This is a genomic window from Ideonella lacteola (assembly GCF_038066555.1).
Taxonomy (GTDB): Bacteria; Pseudomonadota; Gammaproteobacteria; order Burkholderiales; family Burkholderiaceae_C; genus Ideonella; species Ideonella lacteola.
Genome location: NZ_JBBUTG010000003.1, coordinates 26,910 through 47,009, shown reverse-complemented (window position 1 = coordinate 47,009; position 20,100 = coordinate 26,910). Strand labels below are relative to the sequence as shown.

The window sequence follows — 20,100 nt, the reverse complement described above, 5'->3', positions numbered from 1 at the left end:
GCGCCCCGAAGACGTCAGCGCGAGGCCACGATCGTGGCGGCCGGGCGCGCCACCACGGCGCCCGGGGCGCCCGAATCGGCCTGGGGCTCGGGCGAGAGCATCGCCATGCAGGCGCTGATCAGTACCACCGATGCCGCCACCGACGCGCCCAGGCACAGCAGCGGCGACCAGGTCAGCCACACCGCCGGATGGCGGGGCTCATCTCGAAAGAAGGTACGCATCGAAGTCCAACGGCAGGTGAGTGATTGACGGGCCCCATCCGGGCTGCCTTAGCTGTAGAGACGCAATCGAGGCGCAAAATCGGACATCCGGTCGCAGCTGTTACACAAACAGCCTCGGCAGCGTGATCCGCCGCACGTTTTTGCACCGGGCAGGTGCGCGGCGCCAGGCCCGCCGTCGATGCCGGGTCGCGGCGGTCCGCCCCCCGCGCGCCGCCGTGCTTCGGTCTTCGGTCACACCGACAACGCTGCCGATGCCGACCGGGCGGCCACCCTCGCCAGACCGGCTCCCTAAAATGCCGGCATGCACTTCTCCCAGATGCTGGCCGGCGCCACCGCCCGCCACCAGTCGCAGCTGTGCGTCGGCCTCGACCCCGACCCGGCGAAATTCCCCACCCCCTGGCAAGGCGACGCCGCTCGCATCCACGATTTCTGCGCTCGCATCGTCGACGCGACGAAAGACCTGGTCTGCGCGTTCAAGCCGCAGATCGCCTACTTCGCCGCCCACCGCGCCGAAGACCAGCTGGAACGGCTGATGGCCTACATCCGGCGGGTGGCCCCCGAGGTGCCGGTGATCCTGGATGCCAAGCGCGGCGACATCGGCCCGACCGCCGCGCAGTACGCCCGTGAAGCCTTCGAGCGCTACCAGGCCGACGCGGTCACGCTGTCCCCGTTCATGGGTTTCGACTCGATCGAGCCCTACCTCAAGTACGACGGCAAGGGCCTGATCCTGCTGTGTCGCACCTCCAACCCCGGCGGCAGCGACCTGCAGGCCCAAGCGCTGGCCAACGGAGACCTGCTGTACGAGCACTTGGCCAAAGAGGCCGCCGGCCACTGGAACCGTGATGGCCGGCTGGGCCTGGTCGTTGGCGCCACCTTCCCGCGGGAGCTGGCCCGCGTGCGTGAACTGGCCCCGACGCTGCCCCTGCTCATTCCCGGCGTCGGCGCCCAAGGCGGCGATGCGGCCGAGACGGTTCGCGCGGCATGGCGCCCTGACGCCCCGATCATCGTCAACTCGTCACGCGCGGTGCTGTACGCCAGCTCAGGCGAGGACTTCGCCCTCCGCGCCCGCGCCGTGGCCGACGCGACGCGGCGCGAGCTGGATGCCGCCCGCGGCTGACACCGGGGCCACGGAGGGCAGCCCGATCACGGGGCTCTCCGGATTTGGCGGGCATTCGTCCGTCCCCTCCTTCCCGTCCTCATCGCTGTCGGTGGCTGGCGATCCGTCGTTAGCAGGCTTGGCGCGGGCCGCGCGCCAGCGCTTTGTCGCCATCGCCGGCATCGGCTCCGTGGGCATCGGCGCGATGGCGTGGGGCCTGTCGGGCCCCGACGGCCTGTCGCCGCTGCTGGCGGCTGCCTTGGCTGGCACCACGATGCTCACCTTGCTGACGGCCGCCTGGCCGTTGTGGCGCGCACTGACGGTCAGCCGCGACGCGGCCGACGCCACCGGCAAGCACCTGGCCGCCTGGCTCGATGTGACGGCCCACGCCTACATCGAGCTCGACGACCGCGGCCGCGTCGTGGAATCGGCCAGCCACGGCGACCATTCCATCTTCGGTGCTGATCCGCCGCGAGCGGGCCAAGCGCTTTGGGAGCAAGCCCCGGCGCAATGGCCGGCCGATCTGGCACAGCGGCTGCGCCGTGCCATCCGCGCGCGCCAGGCCTGGCCCGAGGTCGAGCTGGACTGGGCCGATGGCCAAGGCGGCGTGCTGCCGCTCAGCCTGTGTGGTGTGCCGCGCTTTGACGCGCTCGGCCAGTTCGCCGGCCACTGGGTGCTGCTGCGAGATCGACGGGCCGAAGTGCACGTCCGCGACGCCTTGAAGGCCACCGAAACGCGGTTCCACGACCTGTTCCGGCGCATCCCCCAGGCGCTGGTGCTGCACCGTGACGGCGTGGTGATGGACGCGAACCCCGCCGCGGTGGCGCTATTCGGCTATCAGGACCTGCATTCCATGCTCGGCGCGGCGCTGTTGGGCTTTTATGCCGAGGGCGACGACCGCGACCGCGCCCAGGCCCGGCTGCGACAGATCGAAGGCCTGGCGCCGGGCCAGACGCTGCCGGCCAGTGAGTACCGCCTGCGCCCTGCCCGGGGTCGGGCCCTGATCGTGCAGGTGAGCAGTGCCGCCGTGGATGTGGAAGACGGCCGGGCGACCTTGTCGATCTACACCGACGAGACCGAGCGACGCGAAGCCGAACAGGCGGTCAAGCGTTCAGAGGCGTTCCTCTCCCACTTGGTGTCCACCAGCCCGGACCTGATCACGCTCACCGAGCTGGACTCCGGCCGCTACACCATGGTCAACCCTGCGTTCGAGCGCGTCACGGGCTACTCGGCCGCGCAGGTGCTGGGCCGCACCGCGAACGACTTCGGGCTGTGGGCCGACCTGGACGATCGGCATCGGCTCGTGGCGGCCTTGCACGATCACGGCGCGGTCCAGAACTTTTCGGCCACCATGCGCACGAGCGATGGCCGGACGCTCACCATGCTGCTGTCGGCCGCCGTGTTCGTGATGGACGGCCGCGACTACCTGGTGATCAACGCCCGCGACATCACCGCCGTCGAGCAGGCGCGGCTCGAGCGTGAAGCCATCCTCGACAACGCGCTGATGGGCATCGCACTCACGCGCGACCAGCAGTTCATCCTCGTCAATCCACGCTTCGAGCAGATGTTCGGCTGGCCGCCGGGGCTGATCATCGGCCAGCATGGCAGCGTGGTCTGGCCCACCCCCGGTGATCACCAGAGCATCGGCCGCGAGGTGGGCCCGCGCCTGGCACGGGGTGAACAAATCGAGGTCGAGCGCCCGATGATGCGGCGCGATGGAACCGTGTTCCTGTGCCGCCTTCTGGCCAAGGCGCTCGCGGGCACCGGCCCTGGCCGTGGCGGCACGATCTGGATTGCCGAGGACGTGACCGAGAAGCACCAGGTCGAGCAGGCGCTGGCGAAGGCGCGCGACGACGCCGAAGCCGCCAGCCGCGCCAAGAGCGCCTTCCTGGCCAACACCAGCCATGAAATCCGCACGCCGCTGAATGCCTTGCTCGGGCTGGCACGGCTGGCGCGCCAACCAGGGGTCGACGAGTCGCGCCGCCGTCAGTACATCGAGCAGATCAGCGATTCCGCCGAGACGCTGTCGGGCATCCTGTCGGACATCCTCGATCTGTCGAAGATCGAGGCCGGCAAGATGCACATCGATCAGATCCCGTTCGATCTGCACCATCTGGTGCGCAGCGTCCACCAGGCCTACGGCTCGCTCGCGGACACCAAGGGGCTGGAAATGTCGGTCGAACTCGACGACGACCTGCCCCCGGTCGTGATCGGCGATCCGGTGCGCGTGCGGCAGATCCTCAGCAACTTCCTCAACAACGCGCTGAAGTTCACCGAGAACGGGGGCATTCGGCTGTCGGTGCTGTGGTCGCGCGCCCATCGTCTGCGCTTCGAGGTGACGGACACCGGGCCTGGCATCGACGACGCCCAGCAGGCCATGCTGTTTCGCCCGTTCTCCCAAGCGGATGTGTCGAGGGCGCGGCGCGTGGGCGGCACCGGGCTGGGCCTGTCGATCTGCCGGCAACTGGCCGAGCAGATGGGCGGCGAAGTGGGCGTGGTCAGTGTGCCGGGGCAGGGCAGCTGTTTCTGGGCCGAGCTGCCGTTGCCGGCCGCCGACCAGGACGCGCTCGAGTCCGGGTCGAGCGGATTCGGCGCGGACCCGATCAGCGGCTCGCGCGTGCTGATGGTCGAGGACAACGCGGTCAACATGATGATCGCGGTCGCCTTGCTGGAGCAGTGGGGCGTGGACGTGTCGCAGGCCGGTGACGGGCAGCAGGCGGTCGAGCTGGTCGAGCAGGCCGCGCAGCGGGGCCGCCCTTTCGACATGGTGCTGATGGACGTCCAGATGCCCGGCATGAGCGGCCACGAGGCCACCCGCCTGCTGCGTCGCCGTCACCCGGCCAACCGCTTGCCCATCATTGCCCTCACCGCCGCCGCCTTGGTGTCGGAGCGCGATCAGGCGCTCGCGGCGGGGATGAACGACTTCCTCACCAAGCCGATCGATGCTGCGCGCTTGCGCAACACGCTGGCGCGCGCTCTGCGCCAGCGCGACGGCGGTTGATCGGCACGGGCCAGCGCGCCAGCAGCCCGGCGCCATGCCGCCACAATCCGGGGCATCGCCATGGATCCCGTGAAACGGAGAACGGCGTGTCGACCCGACTGACCCTGACCCTCCTCCATACGATGAACGACAGCGCATCCGCCCCTCAGATCGATCATCCGCTCGGCACCGAGCCTCATGTCCACCTCAGCCGGCGTCGCCTGCTGCTTGCGGGTGCGGCGGCGCTCATGGGCGCGTCGGCCCGGGCACAGACGGGCGCACCGGCGGTGCTGCGCGTCACGGCCATCCCGGACGAAGCCCCCACCGAGCTCGCCCGCAAGTTCGCCCCGCTCGGTCGGTACCTCGAGTCGCAGCTCGGCCTGAAAGTCGAGTGGACGCCAGTCACCGACTACGCCGCCGCGGTCGAAGCGCTGGTCAACCGCAAGGTCGACCTCGCATGGTTCGGCGGCTTCACCTTCGTGCAGGCCAGCGAGCGCTCCGGCGGCAAGGTGGTGCCGCTGGTGCAGCGCGAAGAAGATGCGAAGTTCCGCTCGGTCTTCATCACCGCGGCGGACAGCGGGATCAAGACGCTGCTCGATCTGAAGGGGCGCACCTTCAGCTTCGGCTCGGCATCAAGCACCTCGGGCCATCTGATGCCGCGCCATTTCCTGCTCGCCGCCGGCATCCAGCCGGAGGCCGATTTCAAGCGCCTCGCCTTCTCGGGCGCACACGACGCGACGATCGCGGCGGTCGCGTCGGGCAAGGTCGATGCGGGCGCCTTGAACATCTCCGTGTGGGACAAATTCGTCGCCGACAAGAAGGTCGATCCGCAGCAGGTCAAGGTGTTCTTCACCACGCCGGCCTACTACGACTACAACTGGAGCGTGCACGCCGACATGGCAGCGCCCCTGCGTGACAAGCTGCGCCAGGCCTTCCTCTCGCTCGACGGCAGCAACCCGGCCCAGCAGGAGATCCTCTCACTGCAGCGTGCCACCCGCTTCATCCCGACCGCGGCCGAAAACTACCAGGGCATCCGGGCCGCGGCGGCAAGCGCCGGCCTGTTGAAGTGATCGCTGCCCCCTGGCGATGAGCAGCCCGTCCGCCCTGGAGCTGGTCGGCGTGTCGGCACCGGCCGCCCCGGCCTCGCGCGTGCCCGCGCTGCATGGGCTGGACCTTCGCCTCGAACCCGGCGAGCAGGTCGCGGTGATTGGGGCCTCCGGCGCGGGCAAGAGCAGCTTGCTGCTCACGATGGCGGCTGCCGTGCGGCCCTTGGGTGGTCAATTGCGCCTGGCGGGGGTCGACCCCTGGGTGCTCGGCTCGGCCGGCCGGCATCGACTGCGGGCCCAGCTCTTCCTCGCTCCGCAGGTGCCGCCTTTGCCGCCGCGCCAACGCGTCGTCACGTCGGTGCTCGCCGGCGGGCTGCCCGCGTGGCCCGGCTGGTGGCGCGGCTGGTTGTTCGGTTGGTCTGACGCCGACGCCTCGCGCGCGCAGGCGGCGCTGCAAGCCTTCGACATCGCCGACAAACTGTGGCTGCGTGTCGACCGGCTCTCTGGCGGCGAGCGCCAGCGTGTGGGCCTGGCCCGCGCGCTGGTCAGCGCTGCCCGGTGGTGGCTGGTGGACGAGCCACTGTCAGCGCTCGACCCGGCCCGAGCCCACCAGGCCCTCGGCAGCCTGCAAGCCGCGGCCCGCGACTCAGGGCGCACGCTCGTGTGCACGCTGCACCAGGTGGACCTGGCCCGCGAGCGCTTTGCGCGGATCGTGGCCCTGCGTGCCGGCCGCATCGTCTACGACGGCCCGGCGGCGGGCCTGGACGACGAGGCCGTGCGGGCGCTCTACAGCCCGTCGGACGCGGACGGCACACCGTCCCCGCCCGGGGCAGATCCGATCGCGCCTCCCGCCTGGGCCGATGCACCACCCGATCTCTCACCCGGCCCGCCGGGCGCCTTGTGCCGATGACCACGACGCGCGACGCGGCGCCACGCGATCCCGCCGCCGTTGGGCGGTGGTGGATGGCGATCAGCGGTCTGGTGCTGGCCTGGCCGGTGCTGGTGTGGTGCGAATTCAAGCCTTGGACGCTCTTCGAGCCGCGCAGTGCCCGCGCGACCCTGCGTTTCGCCGCCAGCTTCTTCCCGCCCCGTCACGACAGCGAGTTCCTGTGGACGCTGGTGTTGGAGACCTGGCGCACGGTCGCCATGGCCACCGCCGGCATCACGCTGGCGCTGCTGATCGCGGTGCCGCTGGCGCTGCTGGCCACGAGCCGGCTGTCGGTCAGCGCGGTGTCGGGGGCGATGGGCACCTGGCCGGCGATCGTGCGCCAGTCGCTTCGTGCGCTGTTGGTGCTGTTGCGCTCGGTGCCCGAGGTGGTGTGGGCGCTGCTGTTCGTCCGTGTGGTCGGCCTGGGGCCGACGTCCGGCGTGCTGGCCATCGCCATCGCCTACGGCGGCATGCTCGGCAAGGTCTATGCCGAGATCCTGGAAAGCACGGACGCCGGACCGACGGTCGCGCTGTTGCGGCAAGGCGCCGATCGCGGGGCCGCGCTGGCGCTGGGCACCTTGCCCCAGTGCGCCGATGAATTGTTGAGCTACACCGTGTACCGCTGGGAATGCGCCATCCGATCGTCGGTGGTGCTGGGCCTGGTGGGCGCGGGCGGCCTGGGCCAGTTGCTGGACAGCGCCGCAAAGATGTTCGCCGGCGGCGAGGTCGCCAGCATCCTGATGGTGTTCATGGGCTTGGTGGCCCTGTCTGACCGGGCCAGCGTCGCCTTGCGCCGCCGCATCGCATGAACCCGATCGCTCCGCCGCCTGCACGGCCCTCACCGCTGCGAGGAGACCCCGGACGCCGGCCGTGGGGCGTCGCCTTGGCCGCCGTGGCCGTGCTGGTGATCGCCAGCTTCTGGACGCTGGATCTGCAGTGGGCGGCGTTCTTCTCGATCGACGCCCTGCAGCGCCTTGTGTCGTTTGCGACGGAGTTCGTGCCGCCCGCCACCGATCCCGCGTTGGTTCGTCGCGTGGCCAGTGCCAGCCTGGAGACGCTGGCAATGTCAGCCTGCGGCACCGCGCTGGCGCTGGCCGGTGGCTTGTTGCTGGCGCTGCCGGCCAGCCTGCGGGCCGATCTCGCGGGCCTGGCCGATGCTCCGGCATCGTGGGCCCTCTCGCGCGCCGCCGCGCGGCTGCTGCTGAACGGGCTGCGCGCGGTGCCCGAGCTGGTGTGGGCGACCTTGCTGCTGGTGGCCGCCGGCCTCGGCCCGTTTCCCGGCACGCTGGCGCTGGCGCTGCACACCACCGGCGTGCTGGGCCGCCTGTTCGCCGAGGCGATCGAGAACGCCCCCACGGGGCCCGCGCAGGCGCTGCGCTGGCGTGGCACGGGGCCCGTGGCCGTGTTCGTGGCTGCGCAGTTGCCGCAGATTGCACCTCAACTGATGTCCTACACCTTGTACCGGTGGGAGAACAACATCCGCGCCGCGGCGGTGCTCGGGGTGGTCGGTGCCGGTGGCCTGGGGCAGATGCTCAGCTTTCACCTCGGCCTGTTTCAGACACGAGAAGCCAGCACGGTGCTCATCGCCACCGTGGGCCTGGTGCTGGCGGTGGACGCGTTGTCGTGGGTGACTCGTCGGCGCTGGATGCGCTGAGCGCGGCCATTGGCAAGGGGTGTCTCACCCGAGCCAGAGGGCATGGCCGCTCCGCTAAGCTGCGCCCCCATGCGCAAGACTCTGCTTCGTTGGTTCGGGGGCCTGCTGGCCGCCGGTGTGGTGATGGTGGCGATCTTCCTCGTCAATCTCATCTGGTTTCGGCCCTTCAGCTTGAACCACTTCTACGAGAAGGTGTTCGTCAGCTTTCTGCTCGACAACCCCGAGCTGCTGTCGATGATGGGCGTGGCCGAGCAGTTCGGCTACCGGCGGCACAACGCGCACCTGAACGACGAGTCCATCGCGAAGGCCGAGCGTGACTTCGCACGTTGGCGCGAGTACCTCGACGATCTGAAGTCTTACGACCCTCGTCGCCAGACGCCAGACCAGCAGCTGTCCAGCCGCGTGCTGGTGTGGTTCATCGAAGGTCAACTCGAAGGTGAACGCTTCCGCTTTCACGACTACCCGATCAACCAGCTGTTCGGGGTGCAGAGCCAGACGCCGGACTTCCTGATCAACCAGCACCGGATCGACGATCGCCGCGGCGCCGAAGACTATCTGGCCCGGCTCGGCGAGATCGGCCGCAAGTTCGGCCAGGTGCAGGAGGGGCTCGCGCTGCGCGAACAGAAGGGCATCGTGCCGCCGCGATTCGTGATCGAACGGGTGCTGGTCGAGATGCGGGCTTTTGCGAGCAAGCCTTCGGCCGAGAACCCCTTGTGCGTCAATTTCTCGAAAAAGGTCGGGGCTCTGTCTGACGTGGCGGCCGGTGACAAGCCCGATCTGCAGGCGCGTTGCCCGGCCCTGATCGACCAGGTGGTCCGACCGGCCTACCAGAGCCTGATCCACTTCTTCGATGGCCAGCTGACCCGCGCGACCACCGACGATGGCGTCTGGAAGCTGCCTGACGGTGAGGCGTACTACGCCTACCGGGTGCGGCGCGAGACCACCACCCGCATGACGCCCCAGCAGGTGCACGAGCTGGGCCTGTCGGAGGTGGCGCGCATCGAAGCGGAGATGAAGGCGATCCTGTCCGCCCAAAACCAGCTTCAAGGTGATGAGACCCCGGCCCAGGCGCTGCAGCGCCTGTCAAAGGACCCGCGCTTTCTGTACCCGAACACCGACGAAGGCCGACAGGCGGCGTTGGTCGAGTACAAGCGCATGATCGACGAGCAGCTGGTGCAGTCGCGCCGCCTGATCGGGCTGAGCCCGAAGGCGCCGATCGAGGTGCAGCGCGTGCCCGAGTTCAAGGAGAAGACGGCCCCCGGCGCCTACTACCAGTCGCCAGCGCTCGATGGCACACGGCCCGGCGTTTTCTACGCCAATCTGCGTGACATGTCGGCATTGCCGAAATTCGGCATGCGCACGCTGTCCATCCACGAAGGCGTGCCCGGCCACCACTTTCAGATCGCGCTGGCGCAAGAGCAGGAAGGGGGGCCCACTTTCCGCAAGGTGCTGCCGTTCACGGCCTACATGGAAGGCTGGGCCCTGTATGCCGAATGGCTCGGCAAGGAAATGGGCCTGTACCAGAACGATCCTTTTGGTGACCTGGGCCGGCTGCAGGCGGAGATGTTCCGCGCGGTTCGGCTGGTGGTGGACACCGGCATCCATGCCCAACGCTGGACGAGGCAGCGGGCCATCGACTACATGATCAGCAAGACCGGCATGGCCGAAGGTGAGGTGGTGGCCGAGATCGAGCGCTACATCGTCGATCCGGGCCAGGCGCTGGCCTATAAGGTGGGCATGCTGAGCATCCGTGCGGCCCGCGAGCGCGCCCAGAAGGCCCTGGGCGCCAAGTGGAATGCCGAGGCAGAAAAGGCCTTCCACGACACGGTGCTGCGCGGCGGCGCTCTGCCGCTGGCCATCCTCGACGAGCAGGTCGACGAGTGGATCCGGCGGCAGCTCTGACGAGAAACCCGAACGTTCGCCGCAACATCAAGGCGAACTTGTTGCCACAGGTCGCCTTTGGGGTCTGGCCTTTCGTTGCATGCTTGCGTCTGTCGCGGTGTCGCCGCGGGAACAGGCTTTGCCGGAGATGAACATGAACAGGCACGATCGCGGTTCGGTAGTGGGCTCCGTAGTGGGCTCGGTAGCAGGCCCGAGAGTCGGCGGCGCGATGGGTCGTTGGGTCGTCCCATGCATCGGGCTGGCGATGGCGCTCGCAGGCTGCGCCACCCGCAGCGTCGATGCGCAATGGGCGTCACCGCAGTTGATGGGCAGCCCGCTGCAGGGCGCCAAGGTCTTCGTCGTCTGCGAGGCGGCCGAAGAGGTGATGGGCCGCATCTGTCTGGACAAGCTGACGGCCGACCTCACCGCGCGCGGCCTCACGCCGGTGGCGCGCGCCGATACCGCGGCGCCACCGGCCACCCAGGCGCGTGACGACGCCCGCTACCTGCCCGAGGCGCGCGCCGCGGGCGCGAAGGCGGTGTGGGTGGCCAGCGTGGGGCCGGATGCGCTCGCGGAGCGTTCGTCCGGCTCGGGTTTGTCGATCGGCTTTGGCGGCTTCGGGTTCGGCCGCAACACCTCACTCGGCGTGGGTGTGTCGGTGCCCGTGGGCGGTGCGCCCGCGGCCCCCTACGCGGCCGACGCGCGCGTCAGCGATGTCGACAAGGGCCTGCTGTTGTGGACAGCCCGAGCCGGCTCGCCGCCCTCGGGCGATGCCCGCACGCAGGTTGAAGCGTTGTTGCAACGCCTCGTGGGCGCGGCCGGCGAAGCCAAGGTCTTTTGACAGGCCCCCAAAGGCGACATGCCCCCAAAGGGCGCGAGTCAGAAACGCGTGTCAGAGACCCCAGTCAAAGGCCGATGGGCCGCGCCCGGACCTGCCGGCCCTGCCCGTCAACCCAGCTCGTTGCGGCGCGGCAGATCGGCGCCGCGGCGGCTGCAGGTGATGGCCGCGGCCCGGGCGGCGAAGCCCAGCACATCGGCCCAGGCCTCACGTGACAGCGCGCGCAGCGCATCCGTGCTCAGCGCCTGGCGCTCGGCCAGCGCGGTGAGCATCGCGGCCTGGAAGGTGTCGCCGGCGCCGACGGTATCGACCACCTGCGTCGGCACCGGGGCGATCGGCAACTCGCCATCGCGCAGGTAGGCCCGTGCACCTTCCCCCCCCAAGGTGACCACCACCGCCGCCACACCGGCCGCCCGCCATCGCGCCGCCAGATCGGCATGCGCCTCGCCCGGGTAGAGCAGCGCCAGGTCTTCCTCGCTCACCTTCAGCAGGTGGGTGCGCGCCGACATCCAGTCCAAGGTGTCGCGCCAGCGGTTCAGATCGGGCTCGACGTTCAGGCGCACATTCGGGTCGTAGGCCACCACACTGTGGTGATGCAGACGTTCGGCCAGCGCGCGCTGCGTGGCAGCCACCGGCTCGACCACCATCGCATACGAGCCGAAGTGGATGGCGCTGACGCGCTCGGGCACGGCCATGGCCGCGGCCAGCGGCACGTCGCGGTCCGCGGCGCCTTCGCCGTAAAAGCTGTACGACGGCACGCCACGCGCATCCACCCCGACGAGGCTGAGTGTGGTCGGGGCCTCCCGTCGCTGCACCAGCTGGGTGCCAATGCCCTCGTCTTCGAGGGCGCGCATCAGGCGTGCGCCGAGGAATCCGTTCGAGATGCCACCAAAGAAGGCCACCGGCTGGGCCAGGCGAGCGAGCCCCATGGCCACGTTGAAGGGCGAGCCGCCAATGCGGCCATCCAGGCTGAGACCGGCGGGCGTGTCGCCGGCCGCGAATACGTCAAACAAGGCTTCGCCGCAGACGACGAACATGTGAGTGCTTCCTTATAGGGCAGGGTGGAGCGGGGCCGAACGCACGCGTGTGACGCACGCCTGGCCAGCGCAGAGTCGGCAGCATGCTCTCGGCGCAAGCGAACAGGGGTTGGGGTTTTCCATTAATCAATCCACTTGATTTATTAACTACGATCCGCCCCAACGCTGATCCTCCCGCACCGAGTTGGGCCGATCAGCGCCGTGGGCTCACGGGTTGCTCCGCGCACTCAGCGCAGCCGCCCGGCCGCCTTCCACCGCTGTTCAGACCGACCCACCGCGAACAACGCACCACGCGCGCTTCGCAACAAGCACTGGAGACATCGCATGACCTTCCGCCCCCTCTCGCCGGCGTGCCCCCCCTCCGCGGCCCTGCGCCACATCGCTCTCGCCGCCGCGGCCAGCGCTGCCCTGCTGTCGGGCGCTGCCGTCCAGGCGGCCGATGAACCGGTGATCGGGTTGATCACCAAGACCGAGACCAACCCGTTCTTCGTGAAGATGAAGGAAGGGGCGGCCGAAGCGGCCAAGGCCCAGGGCGCCAAGCTGCTGACGGGTGCCGGCAAGACCGACGGCGACAACGCCGGCCAGGTCACCGCGATGGAAAACATGATCGCCGGCGGTGCCAAGACCATCCTGATCACGCCCAGCGATTCGAAGGCGATCCTGCCGGCCATCAAGAAGGCGCGCGACAAGGGCGTGATGGTGATTGCGCTGGACAGCCCGACCGACCCCGTCGACGGCACCGACGCCCTGTTCGCCACCGACAACTACAAGGCCGGCGAGCTGATCGGCCAGTACGCCAAGGCCGCGCTGGGCGGCAAGCCGGCGAAGATCGTGACGCTCGATCTGTTCCCGGGCCACCCGGTCGGTGCGCAGCGCCACAACGGCTTCCTGAAGGGCTTCGGCCTGCCGGCCCCGGACGCCAAGGTCAACGAGCTGGGCAAGGACGCCGCGGTCGTGTGCATGGCCGACAGCTTCGGCGATCGCGCCAAGGGCCAGACGGCGATGGAGAACTGCCTGCAGAAGGCTCCGGATGTCAACGTCGTCTACACCATCAATGAGCCCGCAGCCGCTGGCGCCTACAACGCGCTGAAGAAGGCCGGCAAGGAAAAGGGCGTGATCATCGTCTCGGTGGACGGCGGGTGCGAAGGCGTCGCCAACGTCGGCAAGGGCGTGATCGCCGCGACCTCGCAGCAGTACCCGCTGAAGATGGCCGCCATGGGCGTGGAAGCGGGCGTCCAGTACGCCAAGACCGGCAAGAAGGTGAGCGGCTACACCGACACCGGCGTCACGCTGATCGCAGCCACCCCGGTGGCGGGTGTGGACAGCAAGGACGTGAAGACCGGCACCGATCTGTGCTGGGGCAAGAAGTAAGCGGTTGATCGCGACGGCGGCCCGCGGCCGCCGCCGGTTGCCCCGCTCAGCCCGGCCCCACCGGCCCCGCTTGCGCCGCAACGCGCAAGCCCACACCGGCCCCGCCTCACCCATGGAGATCGCGTGAGCACGACCAAACTCCCACCGATCGCGCAGCTCGGCCCCTTCATCGCGCTGCTGATCGCCTGTGCGTTCTTCTCGGTCACCACCGAGCACTTTTTCAGCGGCGCCAATCTGTCGCTGATCCTGCAGCAGGTGATGGTAGTCGGCGTCATCGCGATCGGCCAGACGCTGATCATCCTCACCGCCGGCATCGATCTGTCATGCGGCATGGTGATGGCGCTGGGCAGCATCGTGATGACCAAGCTCGCCGCCGACCTCGGGTTGCCCGCGCCGGTGGCGGTGCTGGCCGGCATCGCGGTGACGGCGGCGTTCGGCCTGGTCAACGGTCTGTTGGTCACCCGCATCAAGCTGCCGCCCTTCATCGTCACGCTGGGCACCTTCAACATCGCCTTCGCCATCACACAGCTCTATTCGGGGGCGCAGACGATCACCGAGGTGCCCGAGGCGATGACCTGGCTCGGCAACACCTTCGCGCTTGGCGGCGCCCAGGTGGCTTACGGCGTGGTGCTGATGATCTTGCTCTACCTGGGCGTGTGGTTCTGGCTGCGCGAGACCGGCGCGGGCCGACATGTCTACGCGGTGGGCAACAACCCCGAGGCCACGCGCCTGGTGGGCATCCCCACCGAACGGGTGCTGCTCGGCGTGTATGTGCTGGCGGGCGCGTTCTACGGGCTGGCCTCGCTGCTGGCGGTGGCGCGCACCGGCGTGGGTGACCCGAATGCCGGCCAGACCGAGAACCTGGACGCCATCACCGCCGTCGTGCTGGGTGGCACCAGCCTGTTCGGCGGCCGCGGCATGGTGCTCGGCTCGCTGGCCGGTGCGGTCGTCGTCGGGGTGCTGCGCAACGGGCTCACGCTGATGGGCGTGTCGTCGGTCTACCAAGTGCTGGTCACCGGGATTCTGGTGATCCTCGCCGTCACCGTCGACCAGCTGTCGCGCAAGGCGGCACGATGAACGTCGCCCTCAGCATCGCCATGAACATCCCCCAAGGCGCACGCTTCGGCTCACCGGCCACGGTCCGCCGCCACTCTCGTCCGGCATCTCTCGGAGGTCAGGCATGAACACCTCGGCTAGCCCCGTCCTGCAGGCCCGCGGCCTGATCAAGCGCTACGGCCAGGTCACCGCGCTGGACGGTGCCGATTTCGAACTGCGCGCCGGCGAGATCCTGGCGGTGATCGGCGACAACGGGGCCGGCAAGTCCTCGCTGATCAAGGCACTGTCGGGCGCCACGGTGCCCGATGCCGGCGAGATCCTGCTCGATGGCCGCCCGGTGCAGTTCAAGACGCCGATGGACGCCCGGCGCGCCGGCATCGAATGCTGCTACCAGGACCTCGCCGTCGCACCCGCGATGACGATCACCGAGAACCTCTTCCTCGGCCGCGAGCTGCGCCGGCCCGGCTTGCTCGGCCAGGCCCTGCGCATGCTCGACAAGAAGCGCATGCTTGAGGTTGCCGTGCAGCGCATGGCCGACCTGAAGGTGGGCATCCGCTCGATGACGCAGGCGGTGGAGACACTCTCCGGCGGCCAGCGCCAATGCGTGGCGGTGGCCCGCGCCGCCGCGTTCGCCGAGCATGTGGTGATCCTCGACGAGCCCACCGCGGCACTCGGTGTGAAGGAGGGCAACATGGTGCTCGAACTCATCCGCCGGGTGCGCGACAAGGGCCTGCCCGTCATCCTGATCTCGCACAACATGCCGCACGTGTTCGAGATCGCCGATCGCATCCACGTGGCCCGGCTGGGCAAACGCGCCGCCGTGCTCAACCCGCGCAAGATCAGCATGAGCGACACCGTGGCGGTGATGACCGGTGCGATGCCGCCGGAGCAGATCCCGCAAGAATGCCTGGCCTGAGGTCCACATGCTCAAAGGGATCGACCCGCTGTTGACGCCGGACCTGCTCAAGGTGCTGGCCGACATGGGGCACGGCGATGAGATCGTCATCGCCGATGCCAACTTCACCGCCCACTCGCTGGCCGATGGCAAGCCGGTGCTGCACCTGCCGGGCGCCGGCGTCGAGCGCACCAGCCGCGCGGTGCTGTCGCTGCTGCCGCTGGACGCGGCGGTCGACCAGCCGGTGGCGTTCATGCAGGTCAGCGACTTCCCCGAGGGCACCCTCAGCGCACTGCAGCGCCGCATGCTGGCCTGGCTGGACGAGGCCGGACACGCCCGGCCCGAACAATGCGCCGCCACCGAGCGGTTTGCGTTCTACGATCGCGTTCGCGCCGCGCGGGCGATCGTGCTCACCGGCGAGCTGCAGCCCTACGGAAACTTCCTGTTCAAGAAGGGCGTGATCGGAGAAGCCCTTGTCCCTTGAGCCCACCACCCCACCCGCTGACAAGAGCAGGCTGCGCCCCCGAGGCTCCAGCCAGGGTGGGCTGCGTCAGTACAACGAGCGGGTGATCCTGCAGGCCATCCGGCTGCATGGCGCATTGCCCAGCGCCGAGCTGGCCCGGCTGACGCACTTGACGGCGCAAACCGTTTCTCTGATCACCAAGAGCCTGATCGACGACGGGCTGCTGCTCAAGGGTGCGCCCCAGCGTGGCAAGGTGGGCCAGCCCTCGGTGCCGCTGACACTCAACCCCGACGGCGCCTTCTCGATCGGCGTCAAGGTGGGCCGCCGCGGCCTCGATGTGCTGCTGGTCGACTTCGAAGGCCGGGTGCGTGAGCGGTCGAGCCGCGACTACACCTTCCCCGACCCGGCACTCGTGCTCGCCGAGATCGTGCTGCGGGTGCAGGGGCTGATGCGCCGCCTGGGCGACGCCGGACGCGAGCGCCTGCAGGGCATCGGCATCGCCGCGCCCTTGTCGATGGGCGGCTGGCGCTCGCTGCTGAACTTTCCGCAGTCACTGGTCGACGACTGGGCGCGCACCGACCTGCGCGGCGAAGTCTCCCGGCAGACTGGCCTCGAGGTGGACCTGCTGAAAGACACGGCCGCCGCCTGCGTGGCCGAGCTCGTGGCCGGCCGCGGACGCAGCGTCACGAGTTTTCTCTACGTGTTCGTCGACACCTTCATCGGCGGCGGCCTGGTGATCGACAGCCACCTGCGCGCGGGCCTGCACGGCAACGCGGGCGCCATCGGCTCGCTGCCGCTCGGCCTGGCGGCCAACGGCGCCCAGACGCCACCCCCGCAATTGCTCAGCGTCGCCTCGCTGCTGACGCTCGAGGCGCGCTACGAGCAGGCCGGCCTCGACCCTTCGGCCAGCGGCGATGAGCGCGCCCTCGAAGGCCCCTGGCTGGCCCACACCGTGGCCTGGTTGCAAGAGGCCGGACCGGCGATCGCGCTGGCGGCCAACAGCGCGGCCTGCCTGCTGGACCTCGACGGCGTCATCATCGATGGCAACCTCGCCCGCCCGCTGCTGGCGGCACTGCTGCGCGAGGTCGACACGGCCTTGGCCCGCTACGACTGGGAAGGCGTGGTGCGGCCCGAGCTGATGCCCGGCACCATCGGCTCGGATGCCCGGGCCATCGGCGGGGCATTGCTCCCGCTGTACGCGAATTTCGCGCCGGACCGAGATCTGTTTCTCAAGGTGGTCGAAGGTTAGATGCCAGGAGCGTACATGGGCCTCTAGCATGCTGGCCCATGAATCCGATCGAACTGCAGACCCCTCGGCTGCGGCTGCGCCGCTGGCGCGAAGAAGACCGCGAGCCGTTTGCCGCGTTGAACCAGGATGCGCGGGTGATGGAGCACTTTCCGGGCCTCATCCCGCGCGATCGCAGCGACGCCACCGTCGATGCCTGCATCAACGCCTTCGCCACACGAGGCTGGGGCAACTGGGCCATCGAGCGGCGCGACACCGGCGAGTTCATCGGCTTCACGGGCTTGTCGATCCCGCAGCGGCGCTTTCACTTCTCACCTTGCGTGGAGGTCGGCTGGCGGCTGGCCCATGCGCATTGGGGCCAGGGCTTCGCCACCGAAGCCGCGCGCGTGGCATTGCAGGTCGGCTTTCAGCAGCTCGACCTGGACGAGATCGTGTCGATGACCGCCGTCGGCAACCTGCGCTCTCAGGCGGTGATGCGGCGCATCGGTCTGGTCGACACCGGCGAAGTGTTCGAGCACCCCGGCGTGCCCGAGGGCCATCCGGTCCGGCCGCACTGCCTGTTCAAGATCAGCGCCGAGCAGTGGCGCGCCGCACGGGGCTGAAGGTTCACGCCCCGGCGGCCGGGAAGATCAGGCTGACCATCAAGCCGCCTTCCGGCGCATCGTCCAACCGGATCTCGGCCTGGTGCAGCGCCGCGATCTCGCGCACGATCGCCAGCCCCAAGCCCACACCGTCGCCATGGGTGCCGGCCACCCGGTAGAAGCGCTCGAAGACCCGCTCGCGCTCGGCCGCGGGGATGCCCGGCCCGTTGTCCACCACCCGCAGCCAGGGGCGGCCCGCGGTCTGGCCGCTGCCCACCGTGACCACGCCGCCGGCCGGCGTGTAGCGCAGCGCGTTGTCGATCAGGTTCGACAGGGCCTCGCGCAACAGCCACGGCACCCCCGACACGGTGGCCGCGCCCGGCTCGAAGCCGATGTCGATCCGCTTGGCCAGCGCCTGGTCCAGGAACAACGACGCCGCCTGCTCGACCAGCGCTTTCAGATCGACCGGCTCATGGCGCCGGGTGAGCGCCGCGGCCGGCTCCGCCTGGGCATAGGTCAGCAACTGCTGAACCAGGTGGCCCATGCGGCCGATGGCCTCGTCGATGCGGGCGAGCCGCTCGGGCGAACCATCGAAGCGGCCCTCGTGCGCGGCCAGCTCCACCTGTGTCTGCAAACCTGCCAACGGCGTGCGTAGCTGGTGCGCAGCGCCCGCCAGGAACCGCTGTTGCGCCGCGGCGGCTTCGCGCAACAGCGCCAGCAGGTCGTTCAGCCGCGTCAGCATCGGGCGCACTTCCTGCGGCACCGCAGGCAGCTCGATCTCGTGCAGCTCACGCGCCGAACGCCGCCCGATCTCGGCCTCGATGTCGTCCAGCGGCGCCAAACCCCGCTGCACCCCCACGTACACAGCCACGAGCGTCGCCAGCAGCAAGACGGCACTGGGCACCATCATCGCGGCGAGGATGCGGCGACTCGCGCGCTGGCGTTTGCCCAGCGTCTCGGCCACCGAGATGGTGACGGTTGCCCCATGGCCCGCATCGGTGCGCAGCACGGCGTAGCGCACCGTTTCGCCGCTGAACTGCCCGTCGTGGAACCGCGGCCGGCCCGCCTCACCGGCGGGCAGCGCGGGCAGCTCGGCATCGCCGGCCAGCAGGCGGCCCGCCGCATCGCGCACCGAGAAGAACACCCGCCCATCCGGGCTGCTGCGCAGCATGGCCTCCCCTTCGGAGGTCATCTCCACCGCCACGTCGGGCACGCCAGGCGACAGGTGCGCCGCGAGATCGAACACCGCGTCGGCCAGTGACTGGTCGAAGGCGCCGTCGGCGGTCTCGCGCGCCAGGCGGTAGTCGAGCACCACGCTCAGCACGAAGATGAGCCCCAGCGGCAGCAAGATGGCCGCCAGCAGGCGGCGGCGCAGGCTGGTGCCCGGGCGCGATGCGGCCGCCGCGGCGTTCATGCCGCGGCGCCGCGGCCGGCGGGCTCCACCGGCGCATCCAGCCGATAGCCGATGCCGCGCACGGTGCGGATCTCGATGCCGCCGATCCCGAGCTTGGCCCGCAGCCGCGAGACGTGCACCTCCACCGCGTTGGGCGTGATGTCCTTGTCCCAGCCGGCCAGGCCCTGGACCAGGCGATCCTTGCTGACGACGTTCGGCGACGCCAGCATCAGGATCTCCAGGATGGCCCACTCGCGCGGCGTCAGCTCCAGCGGCGCGCCCGCCAGGGTGGCGCTGTGCGTGGCCGTATCCAGCTGCAAGGCCCCATGGCGCAGCACCGTCTCGGCCACCGCGTGCGCACGGCGGATCAGGGCCCGGATGCGGGCCGCCAATTCAGGCAGGCGGAAGGGCTTGCCGAGATAGTCGTCGGCCCCCACGTCGAGGCCGCTGATGGTGTCTTCCATGCTCGACCGGGCCGACAGCACCAGCACGGGCAGGGCGCGGCCCTCGGACCGCCATCGGCGGATGAGGGTGAGGCCGTCCGAGCCGGGCAGGCCGATGTCGACCACCGCCAGATCGAAGCTCTCGTTCTTCACCGACGCTTCGGCGGCCTCGGCCGAGCCGGCCACGTCGACCGTGTAGCCGGCGCGGGTCAGGCCCTGTTTCAGTCCGGCGGCCACCAGGCCGTCATCCTCCACCACCAACAGTCGCATCGTTCGATTCTCTGCCGATCAGGACGGATCGGCCACCGCATCCTGAGGCTCGGCACCACCGCCCGGCTCTTTGTGGGCGATGCCGTAATGGCAATCGATGCAGGTGCGGCTGCCGTCGCGCATCTTCTGGTGCTGCTTCTGCGCCGTCTTGCCTTGCAGCTCCGGGTCCATCGCCTGCACGTCGTGGCAGTGGCGGCACTCGCTCGAATCGGTCTGCTTCATGCGGCGCCACACCGTCTGCGCCATCTCCAGGCGGTGCGCCTCGAACTGCGCCGGCGTGTCGATCTTGCCGGTGAAGTGCGACCACACATCCTTGGCGGCGCCGATCTTGCGCACCACGGTGCCGGCCAGATCGTGCGGCACGTGGCAGTCCGAGCACACCGCCTTCACGCCGGTGCGGTTGCGGGCATGGATGGTGTGGCTGTATTCGGTGTAGTTGTTGTCCTTCATCTCGTGGCACGAGATGCAGAACTCCAGCGTGTTGGTGTGGGCCACCGTGGCCTGCCCGGCGATCGAGATGCCCACGCCCACCAGCAGCCACAGCAGCGCCTGGACCCCGAAGAACTGGGTCCAGCGGCCCTGGCGCCTGAAACGTCGCCACAGCGTTGTCATGCCGGCTCCCTGCTGTTGATCGGCCCGCATCTTCGACAAGGCGAGCTTGCGAAGTCCTGACGGCGCACATCGGGCCACGAGCTTTACCT

Annotated in this window: 19 protein-coding genes; 14 read left to right on the top strand and 5 right to left on the bottom strand. The window is 69.5% G+C overall.

Annotated elements, in window-relative coordinates; translation table 11 throughout:
• Positions 1-14: 14 nt before the first annotated feature.
• The gene (locus AACH06_RS05970) at positions 15-221 is read right to left on the bottom strand and encodes a hypothetical protein (RefSeq protein ID WP_341424735.1); all 207 of its coding nucleotides are present in this window, start codon (positions 219-221) and stop codon (positions 15-17) included.
• A 301-nt stretch (positions 222-522) separates the two neighbouring features.
• Here AACH06_RS05970 and pyrF point away from each other — a divergent pair, with 301 nt between their 5' ends.
• The 8 genes from pyrF to AACH06_RS05930 all read left to right on the top strand — a co-directional run bounded on the left by pyrF (position 523) and on the right by AACH06_RS05930 (position 10,647).
• A complete protein-coding gene (gene pyrF, locus AACH06_RS05965) occupies positions 523-1,338 on the top strand; it encodes an orotidine-5'-phosphate decarboxylase (protein WP_341424734.1) in 816 nt (271 codons plus the stop codon).
• On the top strand, positions 1,322-4,318 hold the full coding sequence (locus AACH06_RS05960; RefSeq protein ID WP_341424733.1) for a PAS domain-containing hybrid sensor histidine kinase/response regulator: 2,997 nt from the start codon (positions 1,322-1,324) through the stop codon (positions 4,316-4,318). The genes pyrF and AACH06_RS05960 overlap by 17 nt, the downstream gene beginning before the upstream one ends.
• Before the next feature lie 122 nt (positions 4,319-4,440).
• A complete protein-coding gene (locus tag AACH06_RS05955) occupies positions 4,441-5,367 on the top strand; it encodes a putative selenate ABC transporter substrate-binding protein (protein ID WP_341424732.1) in 927 nt (308 codons plus the stop codon).
• A gap of 16 nt (positions 5,368-5,383) precedes the next feature.
• On the top strand, positions 5,384-6,253 hold the full coding sequence (locus tag AACH06_RS05950; protein ID WP_341424731.1) for a phosphonate ABC transporter ATP-binding protein: 870 nt from the start codon (positions 5,384-5,386) through the stop codon (positions 6,251-6,253).
• Positions 6,250-7,080 (top strand): PhnE/PtxC family ABC transporter permease, encoded by an 831-nt coding sequence (locus AACH06_RS05945; protein WP_341424730.1) that lies wholly within the window; start codon positions 6,250-6,252, stop codon positions 7,078-7,080. Before AACH06_RS05950 ends, AACH06_RS05945 begins: the two co-directional genes overlap by 4 nt.
• Positions 7,077-7,925, top strand: coding sequence for a phosphonate ABC transporter, permease protein PhnE (gene phnE / locus AACH06_RS05940; protein ID WP_341424728.1), 849 nt, complete (start codon positions 7,077-7,079; stop codon positions 7,923-7,925). Before AACH06_RS05945 ends, phnE begins: the two co-directional genes overlap by 4 nt.
• Positions 7,926-7,994: 69 nt before the next feature.
• A complete protein-coding gene (locus AACH06_RS05935; RefSeq protein WP_341424727.1) occupies positions 7,995-9,827 on the top strand; it encodes a DUF885 domain-containing protein in 1,833 nt (610 codons plus the stop codon).
• Positions 9,828-10,071: 244 nt separating this feature from the next.
• Positions 10,072-10,647: a type 1 periplasmic-binding domain-containing protein gene (locus tag AACH06_RS05930; protein WP_341424726.1), complete on the top strand. Its 576-nt coding sequence runs from the start codon at positions 10,072-10,074 to the stop codon at positions 10,645-10,647.
• Positions 10,648-10,754: 107 nt separating this feature from the next.
• Here AACH06_RS05930 and AACH06_RS05925 read toward each other — a convergent pair whose 3' ends face one another.
• Positions 10,755-11,681: a carbohydrate kinase family protein gene (locus AACH06_RS05925; RefSeq protein WP_341424725.1), complete on the bottom strand. Its 927-nt coding sequence runs from the start codon at positions 11,679-11,681 to the stop codon at positions 10,755-10,757.
• 324 nt (positions 11,682-12,005) lie between these two features.
• Here AACH06_RS05925 and AACH06_RS05920 point away from each other — a divergent pair, with 324 nt between their 5' ends.
• From AACH06_RS05920 to AACH06_RS05895, 6 genes are all read left to right on the top strand, one after another.
• A complete protein-coding gene (locus tag AACH06_RS05920; protein ID WP_341424724.1) occupies positions 12,006-13,052 on the top strand; it encodes a sugar ABC transporter substrate-binding protein in 1,047 nt (348 codons plus the stop codon).
• Between the two features lie 123 nt (positions 13,053-13,175).
• Positions 13,176-14,129, top strand: coding sequence for an ABC transporter permease (locus AACH06_RS05915; RefSeq protein WP_341424723.1), 954 nt, complete (start codon positions 13,176-13,178; stop codon positions 14,127-14,129).
• Between the two features lie 103 nt (positions 14,130-14,232).
• Positions 14,233-15,024 carry an ATP-binding cassette domain-containing protein gene (locus AACH06_RS05910; RefSeq protein WP_341424722.1) on the top strand — a complete coding sequence of 264 codons (792 nt, stop codon included), beginning with the start codon at positions 14,233-14,235 and terminating at the stop codon, positions 15,022-15,024.
• A gap of 7 nt (positions 15,025-15,031) precedes the next feature.
• Positions 15,032-15,487 carry an RbsD/FucU family protein gene (locus AACH06_RS05905; RefSeq protein ID WP_341424721.1) on the top strand — a complete coding sequence of 152 codons (456 nt, stop codon included), beginning with the start codon at positions 15,032-15,034 and terminating at the stop codon, positions 15,485-15,487.
• The gene (locus AACH06_RS05900; RefSeq protein ID WP_341424720.1) at positions 15,477-16,715 is read left to right on the top strand and encodes an ROK family transcriptional regulator; all 1,239 of its coding nucleotides are present in this window, start codon (positions 15,477-15,479) and stop codon (positions 16,713-16,715) included. Before AACH06_RS05905 ends, AACH06_RS05900 begins: the two co-directional genes overlap by 11 nt.
• A gap of 38 nt (positions 16,716-16,753) precedes the next feature.
• Positions 16,754-17,314 (top strand): GNAT family N-acetyltransferase, encoded by a 561-nt coding sequence (locus AACH06_RS05895; protein ID WP_341424719.1) that lies wholly within the window; start codon positions 16,754-16,756, stop codon positions 17,312-17,314.
• Positions 17,315-17,318: 4 nt separating this feature from the next.
• Here the strand turns inward: AACH06_RS05895 and AACH06_RS05890 are convergent, their stop codons facing one another.
• The 3 genes from AACH06_RS05890 to AACH06_RS05880 are packed head-to-tail and all read right to left on the bottom strand — an operon-like array spanning position 17,319 to position 20,011.
• Positions 17,319-18,707 (bottom strand): sensor histidine kinase, encoded by a 1,389-nt coding sequence (locus tag AACH06_RS05890; protein ID WP_341424718.1) that lies wholly within the window; start codon positions 18,705-18,707, stop codon positions 17,319-17,321.
• Positions 18,704-19,399: a response regulator gene (locus AACH06_RS05885; RefSeq protein WP_341424717.1), complete on the bottom strand. Its 696-nt coding sequence runs from the start codon at positions 19,397-19,399 to the stop codon at positions 18,704-18,706. The genes AACH06_RS05890 and AACH06_RS05885 overlap by 4 nt, the downstream gene beginning before the upstream one ends.
• A gap of 18 nt (positions 19,400-19,417) precedes the next feature.
• The gene (locus AACH06_RS05880) at positions 19,418-20,011 is read right to left on the bottom strand and encodes a NapC/NirT family cytochrome c (RefSeq protein WP_341424716.1); all 594 of its coding nucleotides are present in this window, start codon (positions 20,009-20,011) and stop codon (positions 19,418-19,420) included.
• Between the last annotated feature and the right edge of the window lie 89 nt (positions 20,012-20,100).